The 17,976-nt window shown below is 67.5% G+C and carries 17 protein-coding genes and 1 pseudogene; 6 read left to right on the forward strand and 12 right to left on the reverse strand.

Translation table 11 applies throughout. The features are described 5' to 3' along the window. Positions 1 to 175 precede the first annotated feature (175 nt). Positions 176 to 1,408 (forward strand): CaiB/BaiF CoA transferase family protein, encoded by a 1,233-nt coding sequence (locus tag ACSQ2B_RS26585; protein ID WP_436054436.1) that lies wholly within the window; start codon positions 176 to 178, stop codon positions 1,406 to 1,408. 3 nt (positions 1,409 to 1,411) lie between these two features. On the opposite strand, the gene ACSQ2B_RS26590 is transcribed toward ACSQ2B_RS26585, so the two are convergent. Genes ACSQ2B_RS26590 through ACSQ2B_RS26600 form a run of 3 tightly spaced genes read right to left on the reverse strand, consistent with a single transcriptional unit; the run spans position 1,412 to position 2,260 of the window. After that, positions 1,412 to 1,738, reverse strand: a complete 327-nt coding sequence (locus tag ACSQ2B_RS26590) for a type II toxin-antitoxin system RelE/ParE family toxin (RefSeq protein ID WP_436054437.1) — start codon at positions 1,736 to 1,738, stop codon at positions 1,412 to 1,414. Further along, positions 1,735 to 1,974: a type II toxin-antitoxin system ParD family antitoxin gene (locus ACSQ2B_RS26595; RefSeq protein ID WP_436054438.1), complete on the reverse strand. Its 240-nt coding sequence runs from the start codon at positions 1,972 to 1,974 to the stop codon at positions 1,735 to 1,737. The genes ACSQ2B_RS26590 and ACSQ2B_RS26595 overlap by 4 nt, the downstream gene beginning before the upstream one ends. A 10-nt stretch (positions 1,975 to 1,984) precedes the next feature. Further along, positions 1,985 to 2,260, reverse strand: a complete 276-nt coding sequence (locus ACSQ2B_RS26600) for a hypothetical protein (protein WP_436054439.1) — start codon at positions 2,258 to 2,260, stop codon at positions 1,985 to 1,987. Between ACSQ2B_RS26600 and ACSQ2B_RS26605 the strand changes: the two genes are divergently transcribed. After that, entirely contained in the window at positions 2,259 to 2,609 is a 351-nt protein-coding gene (locus ACSQ2B_RS26605; protein ID WP_436054451.1) for a hypothetical protein, read from the forward strand. The two genes, ACSQ2B_RS26600 and ACSQ2B_RS26605, sit on opposite strands and share 2 nt — an antisense overlap. Before the next feature lie 40 nt (positions 2,610 to 2,649). Here ACSQ2B_RS26605 and ACSQ2B_RS26610 read toward each other — a convergent pair whose 3' ends face one another. The 5 genes and pseudogenes from ACSQ2B_RS26610 to ACSQ2B_RS26630 all read right to left on the reverse strand — a co-directional run bounded on the left by ACSQ2B_RS26610 (position 2,650) and on the right by ACSQ2B_RS26630 (position 6,389). After that, entirely contained in the window at positions 2,650 to 3,042 is a 393-nt protein-coding gene (locus ACSQ2B_RS26610; RefSeq protein WP_436054440.1) for a DUF6491 family protein, read from the reverse strand. 66 nt (positions 3,043 to 3,108) lie between these two features. Next, complete coding sequence (locus ACSQ2B_RS26615) at positions 3,109 to 3,678, reverse strand: CoA-transferase (RefSeq protein ID WP_436054452.1); 570 nt, start codon at positions 3,676 to 3,678, stop codon at positions 3,109 to 3,111. 45 nt (positions 3,679 to 3,723) lie between these two features. Further along, positions 3,724 to 4,431, reverse strand: a pseudogene (locus tag ACSQ2B_RS26620) (CoA transferase subunit A); the annotation flags it as partial. 80 nt (positions 4,432 to 4,511) lie between these two features. Beyond that, positions 4,512 to 5,471 (reverse strand): TauD/TfdA dioxygenase family protein, encoded by a 960-nt coding sequence (locus ACSQ2B_RS26625; RefSeq protein ID WP_436054441.1) that lies wholly within the window; start codon positions 5,469 to 5,471, stop codon positions 4,512 to 4,514. Between the two features lie 81 nt (positions 5,472 to 5,552). After that, entirely contained in the window at positions 5,553 to 6,389 is an 837-nt protein-coding gene (locus ACSQ2B_RS26630) for a TauD/TfdA dioxygenase family protein (protein WP_436054442.1), read from the reverse strand. A gap of 153 nt (positions 6,390 to 6,542) precedes the next feature. Here ACSQ2B_RS26630 and ACSQ2B_RS26635 point away from each other — a divergent pair, with 153 nt between their 5' ends. From ACSQ2B_RS26635 to ACSQ2B_RS26645, 3 genes are all read left to right on the forward strand, one after another. Beyond that, a complete protein-coding gene (locus tag ACSQ2B_RS26635) occupies positions 6,543 to 7,373 on the forward strand; it encodes a TetR/AcrR family transcriptional regulator (RefSeq protein ID WP_436054443.1) in 831 nt (276 codons plus the stop codon). A gap of 69 nt (positions 7,374 to 7,442) precedes the next feature. Next, positions 7,443 to 8,300, forward strand: coding sequence for an SDR family oxidoreductase (locus tag ACSQ2B_RS26640; RefSeq protein WP_436054444.1), 858 nt, complete (start codon positions 7,443 to 7,445; stop codon positions 8,298 to 8,300). Positions 8,301 to 8,401: 101 nt separating this feature from the next. Then, complete coding sequence (locus ACSQ2B_RS26645) at positions 8,402 to 10,144, forward strand: hypothetical protein (protein ID WP_436054445.1); 1,743 nt, start codon at positions 8,402 to 8,404, stop codon at positions 10,142 to 10,144. Positions 10,145 to 10,162: 18 nt separating this feature from the next. On the opposite strand, the gene ACSQ2B_RS26650 is transcribed toward ACSQ2B_RS26645, so the two are convergent. Then, the gene (locus ACSQ2B_RS26650) at positions 10,163 to 12,256 is read right to left on the reverse strand and encodes an FAD-dependent oxidoreductase (RefSeq protein WP_436054446.1); all 2,094 of its coding nucleotides are present in this window, start codon (positions 12,254 to 12,256) and stop codon (positions 10,163 to 10,165) included. 24 nt (positions 12,257 to 12,280) lie between these two features. Next, positions 12,281 to 13,339 carry an LLM class flavin-dependent oxidoreductase gene (locus ACSQ2B_RS26655; RefSeq protein ID WP_436054447.1) on the reverse strand — a complete coding sequence of 353 codons (1,059 nt, stop codon included), beginning with the start codon at positions 13,337 to 13,339 and terminating at the stop codon, positions 12,281 to 12,283. Between the two features lie 427 nt (positions 13,340 to 13,766). On the opposite strand from ACSQ2B_RS26655, the gene ACSQ2B_RS26660 reads away from it, so the two are divergent. Then, a complete protein-coding gene (locus ACSQ2B_RS26660) occupies positions 13,767 to 14,882 on the forward strand; it encodes a hypothetical protein (protein ID WP_436054448.1) in 1,116 nt (371 codons plus the stop codon). Positions 14,883 to 14,931: 49 nt separating this feature from the next. Here the strand turns inward: ACSQ2B_RS26660 and ACSQ2B_RS26665 are convergent, their stop codons facing one another. Both ACSQ2B_RS26665 and ACSQ2B_RS26670 read right to left on the reverse strand, forming a co-directional pair. Beyond that, positions 14,932 to 16,635 (reverse strand): AMP-binding protein, encoded by a 1,704-nt coding sequence (locus ACSQ2B_RS26665; protein ID WP_436054449.1) that lies wholly within the window; start codon positions 16,633 to 16,635, stop codon positions 14,932 to 14,934. Positions 16,636 to 16,714: 79 nt separating this feature from the next. After that, a partial coding sequence (locus tag ACSQ2B_RS26670; protein ID WP_436054450.1) for an FAS1-like dehydratase domain-containing protein occupies positions 16,715 to 17,976 on the reverse strand: 1,262 nt, incomplete at its 5' end.

Genomic DNA, 17,976 nt, shown 5'->3' on the forward strand with positions numbered 1-17,976 from the left:
CGGTGGGCGTATCGCCGACATCAACCAGCGCGCCTCATGATGCGCAATGCATTTTTTTCCGCTTCCACGGCCCAAACCACGCAGCAGACGGCGGTCGAGCTACTGGAGGCTGTCTATTGCCGGCCCGACTGACCGGGAACATAATGCATTCTCGTCGTCGCCCACCAGGATCTTCATGACCCACCTCCCCCTCGCCGGCCGCCGGGTGATCGAGCTCGGCACCATGGTCGCCGCGCCGTTCGCCACCCACATCCTCTCCCAGCTCGGCGCCGAGGTGATCAAGGTCGAGCCGCCGACCGGCGACACCACCCGCGCCCTGGTGCGCGGCGGCCCGAGCGGCACCTTCATCGCCTACAATCACGGCAAGAAGAGCCTCTCGATCGCGCTGGACACGCCCGAGGGTCGCGACGTCTTCCGCAGGCTGGTCGCCTCGGCCGACATCGTCATCCACAACCTGTCGCCGTCGGCGACCCGCAAGCTGCAGATCACCGCCGACGACCTCGCCGCGGTGAATCCAAGGCTGATCTATTGCCATATCCGCGGCTACGCCGCCGGACCGCAGCACGACGACCTGGCGACCAATCCCGTCGCCGAAGCCTCCACCGGGGTGATGGACGATCACCGCATCGACGGCCGCCCCAGCCGGCTCGGCCCGTCGTATCATGACCAGTTCGCTGGGGCTTACGGGGTCATCCGCATCCTCGCGACCTTGCTGCAGCCCGCCCCGACCGCAGAGGAGCGTCGCATCGAGATCGGCCTTTACGAAACCGGCCTGCACGTCGCCGCCCGCGACCTGGCCGGCGTGCAGCTGAAGATGCAATTGCTCGGACGTCCCGAAAAGGAGGGCGGCGGCGAGTTCAGCATGCCGGGTTACGGCGCCTACCAGGTGAACGACGGACGCTGGCTCTACCTGCTGGTGCTGACCGACGCGCACTGGCAGAAACTGGCGACGGCGCTCGGCATGCCCGAGGCCGACGACCCCGCCCTGGCGAAGCTGCGCGAGCGGAAAAAGCAGCGCGAGCGCGTGGAGGCCGCGGTGCGGGCGGCCGTCGGCAAGCTCGGCTTCGACGAGGCCGCCGAGCGGCTGCGCGCCGCGGGCGTCGGCTTCAGCGAGGTCCTGCCGCTTGAGCGGGTGCTCGCAGCGCCGCAGGCGCGCCAGCCCGGCAAGCTGCGCGACCTCGACTACCGCGGCCTGCACTTCGAGGCGCCGGAGTTTCCGGGTCAGGCGGAATGCTCGCCCGGCCTGCCGCCGCCGGAGCTCGGCGAGCATACGGTGGAGCTGCTGCGCGGCCTGGGCTTCGACGAGCGCGCCTGCGCGGCCCTGGTGGAGCAGCGCGCCGTGGCGGTCGCGCGGGAGGGCGACTTCGCCTGGGCGCCGGTCAGGCCGGAGGCGTCCGGCAAGGCTTGAGGATCAGCCGCCGGACTCCTGCAGCCAGGCGGGGATGTCCCGGTGAGCGTGAAGCACCCGCCAGACGTCCACCTCGTCGGCTCCGTCGATGTAGAAGACCAGATACGGGAAGCGTCTCAGGCCGTGGCTGCGCAATCCCGGCAGGTCGAGCTCGACGGCATACCGGGGCGAGCCGGCCGAAGGATGCCGGCTGATGGCGCGAAAGGCGCGCTCCAGGGCGTCGATGAACCCAAGCGCGATCGCCTCGCCCGCCTCGGCGGCGTAGAAGTCCACGGCGTCCTCGACGTCCCGCCGGGCTGTCTCGCGCAGGACGACCAGCTTGGCCGTCATCCAGTCGTGCGGCTGCGCGCCCGTTCCCGAAGGCCCTCGAAATAGCCCGAGTCCGCCGGGCCCGCCGCAGGCGACGACGCGCCTTCCAGCAGCAGGCCGCGCAGGCGCTGACGGTCCTGGTCATGGCGGATCAGCTCGCGGACATATTCGCTGCTGGTGCCGTAGCCCCGCCCGGAGACCTGTTCGTCGACGAAGGCCTTGAGCGACTCCGGTAGGGAGATGTTCATCGTGCTCATCCCGTGGATCCTAACGCATTTGGCAAATTTTGCCAAACCAACCATTGCGGCTGGCCGCCGACCGCGCGAGACTGACGCCAAGCGACAAGAAACGCCGGGAGGACGCCATGAGCGAGCTGAACAGCAGGTCGCGCTCAAGTTCATCGAAGCCGTCCGCCCCCTGACGAACCCTTCGGAAGCGCCGTCGAAAACAGTCTTCACCTGCGCCATGGAAGGCGCCAGTCTGCCGCGCAGCGGAGGTGACCATGACGTTTGCAGCCTGCAGCCGGATCATGGCAGTGATCATGCTTGTCCCCGGAATTGCGGCGGCGCGGGCCGCGACGGCGACCTTTCCGGCCGAGACCGCCATCCCGGCCAAACTGACCTTGCTTCCGGTCGACGGCGTGGTCGGCCGCGAGAACCCGTTTTACGACGGCTATCGCCCCAGTTTCATCTTCGCCGGCGGCAAGGCGGACGTGATGTGCACGGTCAATCTGCTGGGCGCACAGGACAAGGTCGAGCCAGGCCAGACCGCCGAAGTCGTCCTCCAGTGCATCAAGCCGGTCTCGGTCAAGCGGGCCAAGCCCACCTTCGTCTTCAAGGAAGGCGGCCGCCGGGTCGGCGAGGGCGCGATCAACCTGCCCGCCAACCCCTAGCTGCCGGCGACACACCAGTCCCACCCGCCGCAGGAATGCGCTAGGGCAGGTCCTTTCGCGGGATGGCGGCGACCTCGGCCGGGGTGAGCTTCCGCATCGCGACCGCGATCAGCGGCTTGCGAAAACCGTAGTCGCTAGACAGCGTCAGATTGAGGTCGAGCGGCGAGCAGATCCAGCCGGACCCCCGCACGCGATTGACCAGGAAATAGCCCGGCGATTTGTAGACGCGCGAGCCTGGCGTCAGGTCGACACGATAGATGTCGTTGATGTGGACCCGCAGGTAGAGCACGTCGCCGTTCCCCGGCGCGCTCCAGCCCGTCCAGCTGCCGCCGGCGGGGAAACAGCTCTCGCGCCGCTCAGGAGCCGCCTGGACCGTGGTCGCGGCAAAGGCCAGAACCAGAGCCGCCGCCAGCGCGCCGCCATGTGCGTTCATCGATAGTCCTCCTTTGGACCGTCTCCTCACAGCGTGAATACCGCGCCGGGCCCGCAAGGTTCTCTCCTAAGCCAGCGCCACCTCGAAGGCCGCCCCGGTCTTGGCCCTCACCTCCTCGACGGTGACGCCGGGCGCCAGCTCGACCAGGGTCGGCGGACGCTTGCCGCGATCGACCCGAAAGACGCCGAGGTCGGTGACCACCATGTCGACCACCCCCTGGCCGGTCAGCGGCAGGGCGCACGCCTCCACCAGCTTGGGCGCGCCGGACTTCTCGACGTGGTCCATGATGACGACCACGCGCCGGACGCCGGCCACCAGGTCCATGGCTCCGCCCATGCCCTTCGCCGATTTGCCCGGGATCATCCAGTTGGCGAGGTCGCCGTTGGCGGCCACCTGCATGGCGCCGAGGACCACCAGGTCGATGTGGCCGCCGCGGATCATGGCGAAATTGTCGGCCGAGTTGAAATAGGCGCTCGCCCGCCCCGGAACCACGCCGCCAAGATGCTGCAGGCTGCTGTCGCTCTGCAGGATGACGCGCATGTCGGGCGGGATGTGATCGGCCACCAGGGTCGGAACGCCCACGCCGAGATGCACGTGGAAGCCGTCGCGCAGCTCGGCGGCCGCGCGCGCCGCCATCCCGTCCCGCGTCCAGCCTGTAGACCGGCCATCTCCGCCCCTGGCCGCCGCCTCGCGCGGCCGGGCCGCAGCCGGCGCGACGGGCTCTTCGCTGGCCGCACCCGTGACCATCCGGTCGACGTAGACGCCCGGCGTATGGATCTGGTCGGGATCAAGCTGGCCCACCTCGACCAGCTGTTCGACTTCGGCGACCGTCACCCGGCCGGCGGTCGCCATGATCGGATTGAAGTTCCGCGCGGTCGTCCGATAGACGAGATTGCCTGCGGCATCGCCCTTCCAGGCCTTCACGATCGCCAGGTCGGCGGTCAGGCCGCGCGCCATCACATAACGCTCGCCGTCGAACTCGCGGACCTCCTTGCCTTCGGCCATCAAGGTGCCGACCCCGGTCCGGGTGAAGAAGGCTGGAACGCCCGCGCCGCCGGCGCGGATGGCTTCGACCAGCGTGCCCTGCGGCATGAACTCCAGCTCGAGCGCGCCCGAGAGGTAGAGGCGCTCGAACAGCTTGTTCTCGCCGACCCAGCTGGAGACCATCTTCCGCACCTGGCCGGCGGCCAGCAGGACCCCTAAGCCGAAGCCGTCGGCGCCGCCGTTGTTGGAAATGACCGTGAGGTTCCTGACCCCGGCCTCGCGGATCGCCGCGATCAGGGTCTCGGGAACCCCGGAACGGCCGATGCCGCCGGACATGATGGTCATGCCGTCGAACAGCAGGCCCGCGAGCGCCTCGCCGGCGTCGGCCTGAACCTTCCGCGTCACCTAGCTTCCTCCCGGTCGCGCCCCGCTCTCAGCCATGCCTCTAGCATGGAAGGCCGGGCGAAGCGGACCGGTCCGGGCGTTCAGACCGTCATCTCGAGGATCTTGTCTCCGGTCCCGCCGCCCTCGAAAAAGCCCAGACCGTAGTCGCCCTTGATGGTGGTGCGCTGCATGCGCCGCGAATAGGCGGGATCCATCCCGCTCACCGAGTGCAGCATCCGCCAGTTGTCCCAGATGAGCATGTCGGTGAGGTTCCACCGGTGGAAATAGGGCTTCGCCTTGGTGTTGATCTCCTGGCAGACCGCTTCCAGCAGGGCCTCCCCGTCTTCGGTCTCGGCGCCCTGAACGCCCTGGGACATCCAGGGGGAGACATGCAGCACCTTCTCGCCGGACTTGCGGGTCCAGACCGCCGGATGGATGGCGCGCGGGGAACCCTTGGCCGCCTCCATGACCGCCTGGGCGCCGGGCTTGCGGACGACTTCGACGAGGCCCGCGGGCCGGCCGAAACGCATGCTCGGGCCGTACTCCACGTCCAGCCTGTAGAGGATGTTCTTGCCTTCGATCCGCGCCAGAAGGTCGGGCGACAGCGATTTGTAGAGGTCGATCCCGTCGCAGAAGCCGGTGAGGCCGCCCTCGGGCGCGACCTCGATGGCGCGCAGCACGCCCGCGCGGTTGAGCTCGTTGTTGTAGCAGTGGTCGAAGTGCCACGGCAGCCAGCTGGACAACCGCCGGCCGTTCAGCTCGACCACGCCGCCCTCGCCGGCCTTGACCCGCATGTCGATGACGCCCGGCATGGTGTCGCCGTCGACGCGGGCGACCGCCTTGTTGGGATGTTCCTTCAGCGGGCCGAACACGGTGCTCAGCGCCAGGTGCATCTGGCTCGAGGGCTCGACGTCCTCGAAGATGATCATCCCCTTGTCTTCGAAGAGGTCGACGATCTGCTGGCGGACGCCCGCATCCTCCAGGAGTTCCCGGGTCACCCCGCCGATCCGCACGCCGAAGGACAGATCGTCCTGGAGCGGTTTGACGTCCATCTTAGCCATCTCGTCCTGACCTCCTGTGGCCGCCGCGCGCCGCGCGTTGAGCCTCTGTCATTGCGCCTTGATCGTTCCAGCTGGCCGGGATCAGACCGCGGTGATCGGCTCTTCGCCGTTCAGCGTGAAGCGCGCGAGCATGCGGCCGGATTCCGTATCGAAGGGCCGCGCTCGGTGCATGGTGCCGGTATTGTCCCACATCAGGAGGTCGTTCATCCGCCACGCGTGGCGATAGAGATACTTCTCCTGGGTCGTGTGGATCATCAGCCGTTGCAGCAGATCGTGGCTTTCGGTGGGATCCATTCCGACGACGTGCGAACCGGAGGTCGAGAGCGCCAGCGACTTGCGGCCCGAACGATGCCGCCAGACCAGCGGGTGGCTCCGCTCAGGGTAGGTGCACCACAGGGCGAATTCCTCCGGGCTGCAGTTCGGCTTGGCGGGGAACAGCGCGGCCTGCATCGTGTGCACGACCGTCAACGTGTCGAGCCACGGCTTCTCGTCTTCGGGGAGGTCGTTGTAGGCGGCGTAGGTGTTGACGAATTCGGTGTCGCCGCCGCGGGTGTGCAAGACCTTGGGCCGTAGCACCGTGGCGAAGGGCGGGACTTCTTCATAGGTCCCATCCATGTGCCACAGCAGGCTGCCGAAGAAGAACTTGGCGTATTCGGGGTTTTCCTTCTCGTCGAAGGTCACCTTCATCAGGCCCTCGTCGCCCTCCTTCTTGACGGTCCCCAGCCGCAGATCGCCCAGGGTCTTGATGAAGGTGCGCTGCTGGTCGTCGGTCATCTCCAGGTCCCGGGCGATCAGCACGCCCCGCCGGGTCAGGAGATCACGGACCTCGCCGGCGACGGCGCCGCTCAGCAGGGTGTCCAGATCGACCTTGATCTCGCTGCCGATACGCGGCGTCAGATCCACTGCAGTCAGCACCATGGGGCCGTTCCTCACCTAGAAGCGGTACGTCGCTTGGCGCGACGTTTGTTATGAGATAGTTCTTATATTGTCACCTCGATCGTTTCAACGGCAAACCGGAAGCGGCAGCCGTCGTCCGGTCGATTGAAGAACACGAAGGCGCTGATATTTTTGATGGATTCTCAGATCGAGCCGCTTTCGGCGCCTGACGTCGCCCAGGAGTCGCCGTCGAGATCGGGCCGCGGCCCCGGCCGGCCGACGCTCAGCAACGAAGCCCTGCTCGACAAGGCTCTCGACATCTTTCTCGAGAAGGGGTTCGAGGGCACGTCCATCGACGCGATCACCGCCGCGGCCGGCGTGGCCAAGCGGACGGTCTATCTCCGCTATGGGGACAAGACCACGCTGTTCCGGGCGGCGCTCGAACGCGCGATCGAAGAGTGGATCGTGCCCGTCGAGACGCTGCAGGCCGCCGAGAGCGACGACCTGGAGGAAACCCTGCTGCGGATCGGCCAGATCCTGGTGGCCAACATCATGACCCGGGCGGGCCTGCGGCTGCTGCGGATCACCAACGCCGAGTCCGTGCGCATGCCGGAGATCGGCGCCTATGCCTACCGGCACGGCACCGGGCGCACCCTGGTCTATCTCGCCGACCTCTTCCGGCGTCGCGTGAAGCCCGGCGGACGCGAACTGGCGGACGCCGACGAGGCCGCCCTGGCCTTTCTCAATCTGGTCGTCGGCGGCCCCCCGAGCATGGCCTTGTCCGGCGTGGAGCTCGACCAGGCGGAGATCGACCGACACACCCGTTCGGCCGTGAGCCTCTTCCTGCACGGCCTGCTGCCGCGTGAGGCCTCAGGCGAGGAGCGCGAGACCGCGCTCGCCGGACCCTGCGGTGCAGAAGCCCAGGACCTGCGGACGCTCGAGGCGGAAAACCGGCGGCTGCGGACCCTGCTGGTCGAGGCCATGCTCGAAGCCGCCGCGCTCAAGGAAGGGCGCAGCTCGGACTGACGACGCCCGTCCCCCAGGACGGGTCGCGAAACGACTGAAAAACAAGAAGACGACGGAGGAGGAAACGGCATGACGGACATCGCGGGCAAGACGGCTCTTGTGACCGGCGGCGGCAGCGGCATCGGCCGCGGCCTGGCCCTGGCGCTGGCGGCGGAGAGGGCGTCGGTCGTGGTGGCCGACATCCTGCTGGACAAGGCCCAGGCCGTCGCCGAAGAGATCAGGAGCCAGGGCGGCTCGGCGATCGCCCTGGCGTGCGACGTCTGCGAGCGGGATTCGATCAAGCAGATGAAGGCGGACGCGAACGCCGCCTATGGTCCGGTTTCGCTGCTGTTCGCGAACGCGGGGGCGACATCCTTCGAGCGGCTGACGGACATGTCCGAGGCCGACGTGGACTGGATCATCCAGGTCAATCTGATGGGCGTGACCTACTGCCTGCAGACCTTCCTGCCCGACATGATCGCGGCGCGCGAAGGCCACGTCATGGCGACCGCCTCCATGGCGGGCATGCTGCCCGCCTGGATCCCCATGCACGCCCCCTATTCCGGCGCGAAGATGGGGATCATCGGCCTGATGCTGAATCTCAGCCTCGAGCTGGCGGAGCACAACATCGGCTCCACGGTCTACTGCCCGGGCGGCGTGGCGACCGGCATGAAGGACAACAACGAGCGCTATCGCCCGCAGCGGTTCGGCGGCCCCGGGCCGGGCCCCGTGAAGGTGCCGGAGGGCTTCTTCATGGAAGCCAAGACCACCTTCCTGCCGCCGGAACAGATCGCGCCCATGGTGCTGCGCGGCGTCCGCAACAATCGCGCCATCGTCTTCGACCATTCCGACCAGCGGAAGATCTTCCAGGAGACCTATCTGAACCTGGTCATGCAGGCCTTCGACGACGCCTTGGACTACGAGCAGTCCATGGGGATGACCCCCTAGATCCGGCTCCCGCCCTATTCACGCGTCCGGCGCCGATGGCGCTTGGCGATGGAGGCGCCGCGGCCCTACCATTGGCGTCGTTCGGGCTCTGGGGGCAGGCGATGATGGAGAATATCGTACGCGCGCCGACGGCGCCGCGCCTGGCGCCGGTGCGAGTCAACGACGCCTGGCGCGTTCTGTGGGTGTCGCTGGCGCTCTTCATCGCCGCCCTCGCCATACGACTGCTGCTGGCGGAGCAGCAGCCGGTCTGGACCGACGAACTCTACCATCTGCTGGCCGCCGAATCCCTCTCGCAGGGCCGCGGCCTCGATGTCTACGAAGGCGAATACACCCGGGATCCGCTGTTCACCTGGATCGTATCTCTGCTTTCCCCCTATTTTACGTGGAACTTGCTCCTCCCGAGACTTCCCGCGGCCATCGCCGGCGCCCTTCAGGTTTCGATCGTTTTCGCCTGGTTGCGCTATCGGTCCGATTGGATCGCGGCCCTGGCCGCCGCCCTCTTCCTGTGTTTCGCGGAGATGGCGGTCCAGCAGTCGGCCTATGTGAGATTCTACTCGCTCCACGCCCTGTTCTTCTGGCTGGCCGCGGCGTCCGCCTACGACCTGTTCGACGGCGCCGGACGCGGCAAGCCCATTCTCATCGGCGCCATCGGGGTGGTAGGCGCCGCGGTCTCGCTGCACCTTCAACCGACGACCCTGTTCGGCCTGGGCGCCATCGCGCTTTGGGCCGCGTGGATGCTCTTGCGGGCGGATCCCTCGAAGAGAACCCAGACCCTTCTGATTTCGGTCGGCGTCCTGGGCGTGATCGGCGCGGCCCTGCTCGCCCTGGCGCGGCCCGATCTGGTTGCACGCGCAATTTACGAGTACACGCACACCGAGCAGTGGAACAGGAAGGCCAGTCAGGACCTCCTGTATTACGTCAAATATTTGATCAAGCAGTATCCGGTTATTTCGCTTTTATCTGTTCCCGCACTCACCCTGTCCTATAGAGAAAAGCCTTCCCTAACCGCACTCTGCGTCTTCATTATCGCCATTTCCGGCGCCGCCCTGTCGGTCGCGGGCATGAAGTCGGCGCGCTACTTCCTCTTTGCGCTGCCGTTCGTCTTCACCATTTTCGGCCTTGGACTCTCCGCTGCATGGCGTCTGTTTGTCGACCGGTTGCCGCCTGCGGCGGATGAGGCGAAAAGGCGGCTCTGGCTGGCGCTCGCGGGCGTCGCCGTGGTGGCGGTGCTCGCCCTCAATCCCGGCTTTGTCACGACCATGAGATGGAGCCTCGACGGGCTCCAGCGCGCCCTCTCGGCGCGCAGCCTGCTGTTCTCGGCCGCCTCGGACAAACCCTGGGAGAGCCAGCGGGCCGAAGCCGCCGCGGCGCTTGCCGGGCGGTCGGTGATCCTGACGACCGAGGAATTCCGAACCCTCCGCTACCTCGGCGCCTTCGATCTCGCCCTCGTGCCGATGAACAAGGGCGAAAACGGGAAAAAGGACTTCATTGTGGACCTCCGCACCGGGCGGCCGCACATTTCGACGCCTCAGAATATCCAGGCCATCTACAACTGCTATCCGACGGGCGCCCTTATCCTGGCCGCCGACGGATGGCCGGCGACCTTCGAATTGAACGCCGGGATCCAGGCCTTCCTTGATCGACACGCCCGACATCAGGCCTTTGCGGCGAAGGGCGTTCCCGTTCAGTTGCATGTCGTCACCTGGGACCATCCTCCGGCTCCCCCGACGGCGGCCTGTGAAGCGCTGAAGCGCTACATCGGCAAGAACCACAGACCGGCGAGCGAGACGATCGATCGCATCGCCGCCGAGCCTGGCGGCGGGCGCATCGCCCTCCCCCACTGACGGCGCGGGCTGGGCGGCTTAAGCGCCCGGCCTCGCCACGTCCGCGGGGAATGGCGTCAGGTCCGGAGCGTCAGGACGGAAAAAGGCCTCGCAGACCGTCGCCGGCGCGCCCGGTTCGCCGACGAGGCGGGCGAACATCTGCCCCTCGTAGGCCGCGGTCGCGAGGGGACGGGCGGCGAGCGCGTCGCCCAGGGTGAACAGTTGCGGGACCCGGCCCTCGAGCTCCCGGGCCAGGCCGTCCAACGGCATGCGGCCGGTCGAAAGCACCACGGCGTCGACGCCGGCGACGACGCGCTCGGCGTCGGTGTGGACGTCGTAAAGCGTGACCTCGCCCTCGCCGATGCGGCGCAGCCAGGTGGTGGGCGCGAACCGCACGCCGGCCGCCTTCAGCCGCTGGACGACGAAACGGGCCTCGAAACTGTCGACCAGGCGCGGCGACAGGGGCGAGAAGCCGGCGGTCACATAGGTCACCTCCGCGCCGGCGCTTCCCAGCAGTTCCGCAATCCCGGCGCTGGCGTGCAGGCCTTCACCGTCGAGCAGGACGATCCGGCCCGACGGCCGCGCCCCGCCCAGCAGGATGTCCTCGGGCCGGTAGACGAAGGCGCGGTCATGCCCCGGAATATCGGCGTCGAAGGTGATGCTGCGTCCGCCCGGGCTGTAGCGCGCGCCGGTGGCGACGATCACCGCGTCCGGCCCCTCGGCCAGCACCGCGCTCGCGTCCGCCAAGGTCCCCCGCCGGATATCGACGCCAAGCCGAGCGACTTCGGCCCCCCACCACTCGATCGACTTGCGGTAGGTCTCGCGGCCCGGCAGATCCGCCCACAGCGCCAGGCCGCCGCCCAGGCGCTCTCGGCCCTCAAACAGCGTGACGTCATGCCCCTTGAGGGCGCTGACCCGCGCAGCTTCCAGTCCGCCGGGGCCTCCGCCGACGATGACCACCTTCGAGGGGCGCGTGGCGGGGGCGAAGCTCTCGACGCCCCACAGACGCTCGCGATAGCTGGCGGGGTTGATGGTGCAGCCCTGCGCCCCGTCGCCCCCGGCCGCCGTGCACCAGTTGCAGGCGATGCAGGTCCGGCTACGGTCTTCGCGGCCTTCGCGCGCGTTCTTGACGAATTCGGGCTCGGCGATCAGCTGGCGCGCTGCGCCCGCCACGTCGCAGACGCCGGCGGCGATCGCCGCCTCGGCGTCGGCCATCGAGGTGATCCGCCCCAGAACGCTGAGCACGGGCGTCCGGCCCGCGGCGTCGCGCACGGCCTCGACGAAGGGGCGGTAGGGTTGGGGCTCGACAAAGGACGTCGGCATGCCGTGGTGGAACTGCTGCGGCTCCACCCCGACGTCGAGGTCGATGTAGTCGACGAGCCCGCGGTCGCAGATCGCCTTCAGGACCTGCCGCGCCGTCTCGGCGCCATAGCCGCCGGGAAGCATCTCGTCACAGTTGAACCGCATGCCGACCGCCATGTCGGGACCTGCGCCCTCCCGCGCCGCCCGCAGGGACTCGACCAGGAACCGCATGCGGTTTTCCAGGCTGCCGCCGTATTCATCCGTACGCTGATTGAAATAGGGCGACAGGAACTGCTCGATGAGGCCGGCGTGCGAGCCGTGCAGCATGATCCCGTCGAACCCCGCTTGGCGCAGGTGGGCGGCCGATTGTTTGATGGCGGCGTGCATCGCCCGGATCTCGTCCAGGCCCATCGCGTGGGTCGAAACGGTCCGGTCGGAGTAGCCGAACTGGCGCGTCGAAGGTCCCATCGACGGCGCCGGCGGGCTGAGCGGCTGCCACTGGCCGTAGCCGCCCCACCAGTAGAAGGTCTGGCCGAAGATCTTGCCGCCCGCCGCGTGGATCGCATCGGCCATCACCCGAAAGGCGGCGACATTCTCCGGCGGATGGGGCGACGGCTGCCGCGTGCGGCCGCGTTCATGGGCGACCAGAGCCACGATCACCAGCCCGCACCCGCCGCCCTTCACCCGCTCGGCGCTGTAGGCGACGAGGTCGTCGGAGGGCTTGGTCCCGGCGCTCAGCGCGCTGCCGTGGGGCGCAAAGAAGAACCGCGTCGGGATCTCCACCGGCCCCAGCCGGATCGGGCTGAAGATGTTGGGATATTTCGGATGCATCGCCCGCCCCTCCCCGCGACCGCCCTATCCCTTGAGCTTCGGCATGACCTTGTCGGCGAAGAGCTTCATCTGCTCGTAGACCAGTTCGTAGGGCAGGCCGCCGAAGCTGAAGTTCGTCAGGATCTCGTAGTCGCCGACCATCGAGGCCCGCTCCAGGTGGTGCTCCACCAGCTGTTCCGGCGTGCCGATGAGGTTGCCCCTCACATAGTCGCGGTAGGCCTTGTCGGGACCGCCCGCGGCGGCCGCCGCCTCGCCCATGAACTGGTAGGTCGAATAGGAGGGCAGCGCCTTGAAGTGGTCGCTCATGAATTCATAGTGGTTGGCGACGGTCTCGAACATCTTCCCGAAATACCGGTCGCAGTATTCCGTCACGCGCTGGTGTTCGTTGAAGCAGAGAACGAAGTCCGAGATGATGAACGGCGGCGGCTTATGGCCGTGGATCTCCTGGAAGGTGTTCCGGTAGCCGGTGATTTCCGGGATCGTGTTTCGCCAGTCGCCTTGCGAGAAGCGCAGCGTCTGCAGGCCGTAGCGGGCCGCCACCTCCACCGAGGACGGCGACATCGACACCATGACGGTGCGGTCCTTGAACGACTTGAACGGCCGCGGCCGGATCTCCGTGCGCGGGATCTGGTACCAGGGGGTGTCGGCCTCGAGGATGCCGGTCTCGACGCCGTTCATGATGATCAGCGCGGCCTGGTCGAACATCTCGCGCGAGTCCTTGAGCTCGACGCCGAAGGACCGGAACTCGCGCCGCGCAGCGCCCCGGCCCATGCCGAGGATCAGCCGCCCCTCGCTGAGGATGTCGAGTTGCAGCGCCTGCTCGACCACCCGAAGCGGATTGTTCCAGGGCAGGATGATGGCGGCGGTGATCAGCTTGATCGTCTTGGTCTTCGCCGCGACGTAGCTCAGCATCCCGAAAGGATCCGGGCAGGCCGCATAGTCGGTGAAATGGTGTTCGACGGGCCCGACCATGTCGAAACCCATGGCCTCGGCCTCAACGGCGAGCTGGGTCTCCTGCATGAACTTTTCGACGTCAGGCACGCCGTTGAGATTCTGATATCCCAGATGCAATCCGACCCGCATGAGCGTGCCCTTCCTAAGGTCTAGTTGTGTTCTGGATTGATGGCGCCGTCGCACGGCGAAGAGATGAGGTCATGAGTGACCAGCGCGCCCGCCCGGCTGTCCGCGTCATCTGTCCTCCCTGCCCCGCCTCTTGGCCCCGCCCCGGGTCCAAGACCCAGGCGCGCGCTCGGCGTGTTCGCTGCCACAGGAATATATTGTCACCCGTCCCGTTTCAATAGGGAATCGCCGAATTCGCGATCAGGGATTCAAAGCGGCTAGCCGAGGGTTTCCGCGCCCCCGCGGTGTCCGATTGAAACGATAAGAGCGACAATATCCGCGCAGCGCCCCGCGAGGCGGGGCGCTTTGGCGTAAGCGATCCGTAGGCCCGGCCCTGACCACCTGTGGCCACCGTCCGATCGAGGGACGGCGTTCAGACCCGGAGCATCCCATGCATCACGCCCTCCTAGGCTCGGCCGAAGGTACGACGATGTCCGAGACCGAACTTCAAGGCGCACGCCGCCGCAATCCGCGGCTCGCCTTGACCCAAGCCGAAGACGCGGCCGTCGCGCGGCTGTTGCAGGAGACCAAGGATCGGGCGCTGCGACGTGAAAATGCACTGCGCGACCCGCGGCGGCTGGATGTGAAACGCGCGCTGAACGTCGCCACACGCGAGCTTTTCGCTAAAGCCAGCCCGGATTTCCGAGCGCTGGCCGACAAGCTTGCGGATCAGTTGAAGCCGGGCCTCGCGGCGCTGAAGGGCGCCGGCGAAGGGTTCGACCGTATCGATGAGGCGGTCAAACTGCTCCATCGCGCCGATCTGACCGACCGGATCACGCAACAGGAGACCTTTTTAGAGCTCCGGGACTGGCAGCGCATGCTCGAGAAGATCGGAGGCTTTCCCTTTGTCGTGGAGCCGCCGTTCGCCCGCGAGCTGTGGTGGGGCGAAACACACAGCTTCTGGACCGGATCGGGTCTCAGCGTCGATATCGAGAACGATCCCTGCCGGATCTGGGGGCACATCGCCTATGACGGCGATCCGCTGCGGAGCGGCAATATCGGGGTGTCGAAGTTCTTTTTCCTGACGCCCGACCGTTTTCCGGTGCGGGCCGGCGGCGCCTTCGAGATCCGGCCGCGCCTCCGGGTCGGGGGATGGGCCTCGGGCTGGACCGGGCTCTACCATCCCGTGTGGCACGCGGATGACAAGTGGAGCAAGTGCTGGCAGAACCTGCGCGTGACAGCCTCGCTCAGCACCGGCGAGGTGCTCGACAGCTCGACGCTGAACTATAACCTGTTCTTTCTCGAGGATGAGTTCGGGGTCGGACAGGACAACGCCGACCTGTTCATGGGCTGGGAGCCGATCCTGCGCTTCGGCGCCGATCTCGCCGACCTGCGCGCGCGTGGGGTGTCGATCATACTCGAGGCGGAACTGCGCTTCGACTATCAGCTGGAAGGCGAATCCGACCTGTGGTTGCGCTTCCGGCGGGGCTCGGACGCGGAGTCCGTCGCGAGCTTCGACAATGCCGTTATCTTCCGCGCGTCTCCGGGCAGCGTGCTGTCGGTCTGACGGATCGGCGCGGCGACGGCCAGGGATTTCGCCTGGCCGCGTCGCGTCCCTAGGCGTTCAGCCGCTTGGCGGCGAGCTCGCGCAGGGCGCCGGACTTGACCTTGCTGCTGCCGGTCAGGGACAGGTCCGCCTCCTCGACGAACAGCACTCGGCGGGGGATCTTGTAGCTGGCCAGCCGTTCCTTGAGGACGTCGCGGATCTGCGCCTCGCTGAGCGTCGCGCCCGCGTGCGGGACCACGCAGGAGACCACGATCTCGCCCAGGGTCTCGTGGGGCACGCCGACGGTCATCGTGACCTTGACGCCCGGGATGGTCCGGATCACCTCGTCCACCTCGATCGGGGAGACATTGGCGCCGCCGGTCTTGATGATGTCGTTCAGCCGCCCTTCCCAGAACAGCCGGCCCTCCGCATCCAGGAAGCCGCCGTCGCCGGTGCGCAGGAAGCCGCTGTCGTCGAGGGTCTCATCGGCGGGAACGCCGATGTAGCCCAGCATCAGGGTGGCGCCCTTGACCGCGATCTCGCCGCGCTCGCCGAGCGGCATGGTCTCGCCGGTGAGCGGATCGACGATCTTGATCGTCACGCCGGGCAACACCTCGCCATGGCTCTCGCCGGCGACCTCCGCAGGCGTGCCCGAGGGATAGCAAGTGACGATGGTGAAGGTCTCGGTGTTGCCGTAGGTCCAGCGCGGCTCGATCCAGTCGGTGGAGATCGAGGCCTGCGGCCCAGTCTGACGCGGAGACTGCACATAGCGGAACGAGGACAGGTCCGCGCCTTCCCAATCCGGCAGGGCGCGCAGCTGGGCCCACTGGTGCGGCCAGGCCACCGGCAGGGAGACCTTCTCCAGCTGCATCAGCTTCAGGGCCTCAGCCGGATCGAAGGTCGGCTGCAGCACGAGGCTGCCGCCCGCCGACAGGGTCGCGCCCAAGGCCATGCAGAAGTTGCCCGACCAGAAGAAGCCGTTGGCGCTCCAGCAGCGAACCTGGTCCTGCAGGTTCCACATACGCTTCCAGCGCCAGCACTGCACCGTCACGCCGCGGTGGGACGAAAGAATGCCCTTCGCCTTGCCGGTCGAACCGGAGGAGAAGAAGATCACCGCGGAGTCGGCGGGCTTGGTGGTGGCGGCGATCGCCTCCACCAGCGAAGGCTCGACGGCCTCGCCATGGGCCAGGAAGTCCGCCCAGCTCTCGATCGCGCCCGTCGCGCCTGATTTGGACGAAGGCCCCTGCCCCACCACGGCCAGCCGGCGCAGGTGCGGGAACTTGAGCGAGGCGAGCTCGCCGGCCTTGGCCGTGGCGATCTGCGGCTCCAGCTCCAGCAGGATCTGGGCGAAGTCCTTCTTGAGCACGGCGCCTTCGAACAGCAGGACCGAGACGCCCGAGGCCTGGACCAGGTGCTCCAGCTCCGCGGCCGTGGAGAAGGTGCTCAAGGTCACCGCCACGCCGCCCGCCAGGCCAATTCCGAAACAGGCCGAGATCCACTCCGGCCGGTTGGTCATCATGACCCCGACGCGGCTGTCCTTGCCGACGCCGCAGGCGACCAGCGCGCGCGCCACCGCCAGCGCGCGGTCCCAGAGGTCCGCGTAGCTCCAGCGCTCCACCGACCCGTCGGGGTGGTGCATCACCAGCGCCTCGTTGGCGGCGTAGCGTCCCGTCACCTCGCGCAGGTAGCCCGGCAGGGTCAGGGCCCCGAGACCGGGCTCCTCGCTGAGCGGGATGCCGTGAGCGATGGAGAGCGACGCCTTGGCCTGATGCATGTCGTGCCTGGTGCTTGCTGCGAATTGGAGCTGCAAAGTGGATCCGGTCAGATCAGGCGACCTGACCGGAGCTTTCCGACTACTTCTTCGGCAGCTGGATCTCGGCCTTGGCGGTCGCCATGGTCACGCCCAGCTGGCTGGCCATCTTCACGTCGACCTGGATCAGATGACGGCCCTGCTCGTCGATCATCTTGTCGACCACGTCGGCGGTCATGATGGTGATGTCGCCGGTGAAGGCAGGGCCGCGGTAGTTGGCGACCGAGTGAACGACCATGCCGTGCTCGCCCGCCCAGCCGGCCATGTAGTCGAGAACCCAGGCGCCCATCGAGGCGCCGTAACCATAGGCGCGGGGCATGCCGATGAAGCGCGCCCAACGCGGGAACAGGTGACCGCGCGAGGGGCCGAAATAGGCGCCGTCGGTCAGCTCGGGATTGATCGCCTCCATCACCGGGTCGTTCTCGTGGCCGGCCATCGGGCCGACGAAGCCCAAGGCTTCCAGGTCGAGGTCAGTCCGGCGGTGCGTGCCGCCCCAGATGGTGAAGAGGTAGGCGCGCCATTCGGTCGTCAGGCTGGCGATGGTGTGCGGGCCGAACACCCGCTCGGGCAGCTTGTCGCCGACGCTCACGTCATCCCACCAACGCTCCTTGTGACCGAGGTCGTGGAGCATCTGGATCCAGGTGAACTTGCGCGCTTCGAGCTCTTCGATCTGCGCGTCGGTCCATTCGGGATCCTCGCTCGCACCGGTCGGCGGCGTCTCGCTCGAGTGCTCGAGGCTGTAGCGGATCGCGGTGGAGCGCTGCTTGGCGATCAGCTCGCCGCGGTTGTTCCTGTAGAAGTTGTCGCCGCGCTGGAAGCAGGTCGGACCGGCGAACTTGGTGTCCTTGACCACATAGTCGAACGGAATGCGCTCGTTGATGATGAAGTCGCCGCCGAAGATGCGCGGGCCTTCGAACCACCACTCGTCGCCGCCGAACAGCAGGTGGGAGTTGGGGATGCTGCCGACGCAGGACGGGGCCGAGCCGTGGCCGTCGTCCATGGTGACGGCGAAGGACTGCGGCGCCACCAGCCGGGTGAAACGGCTCTCGGCGGCGTAGTCGGCGTCGTAGTGCAGCCGGTTGGCGTAGTGCATGCCCTGCGCCCAGCGCCGGATGTCGTTGTTGTGGATCGCTTCCTTCATGCGCGCCGGCTGGATCGGCTTGCCCATGTACTGGTCGAGGTCGGAGGTATCGAGGGTCTTGGTCATGGTCTGGCTCTCAATGTGCCGCTGGCTTGCGCGGCCGCAATTGATGGGACGTCGGCCGCCGTCGCGGCGGTCGCCCGGCTCTATTTGTTGACGTCCCC

Origin of the sequence: Phenylobacterium sp. LjRoot225, from assembly GCF_964252855.1 — a bacterium.
Taxonomy (GTDB): Bacteria; Pseudomonadota; Alphaproteobacteria; order Caulobacterales; family Caulobacteraceae; genus Phenylobacterium.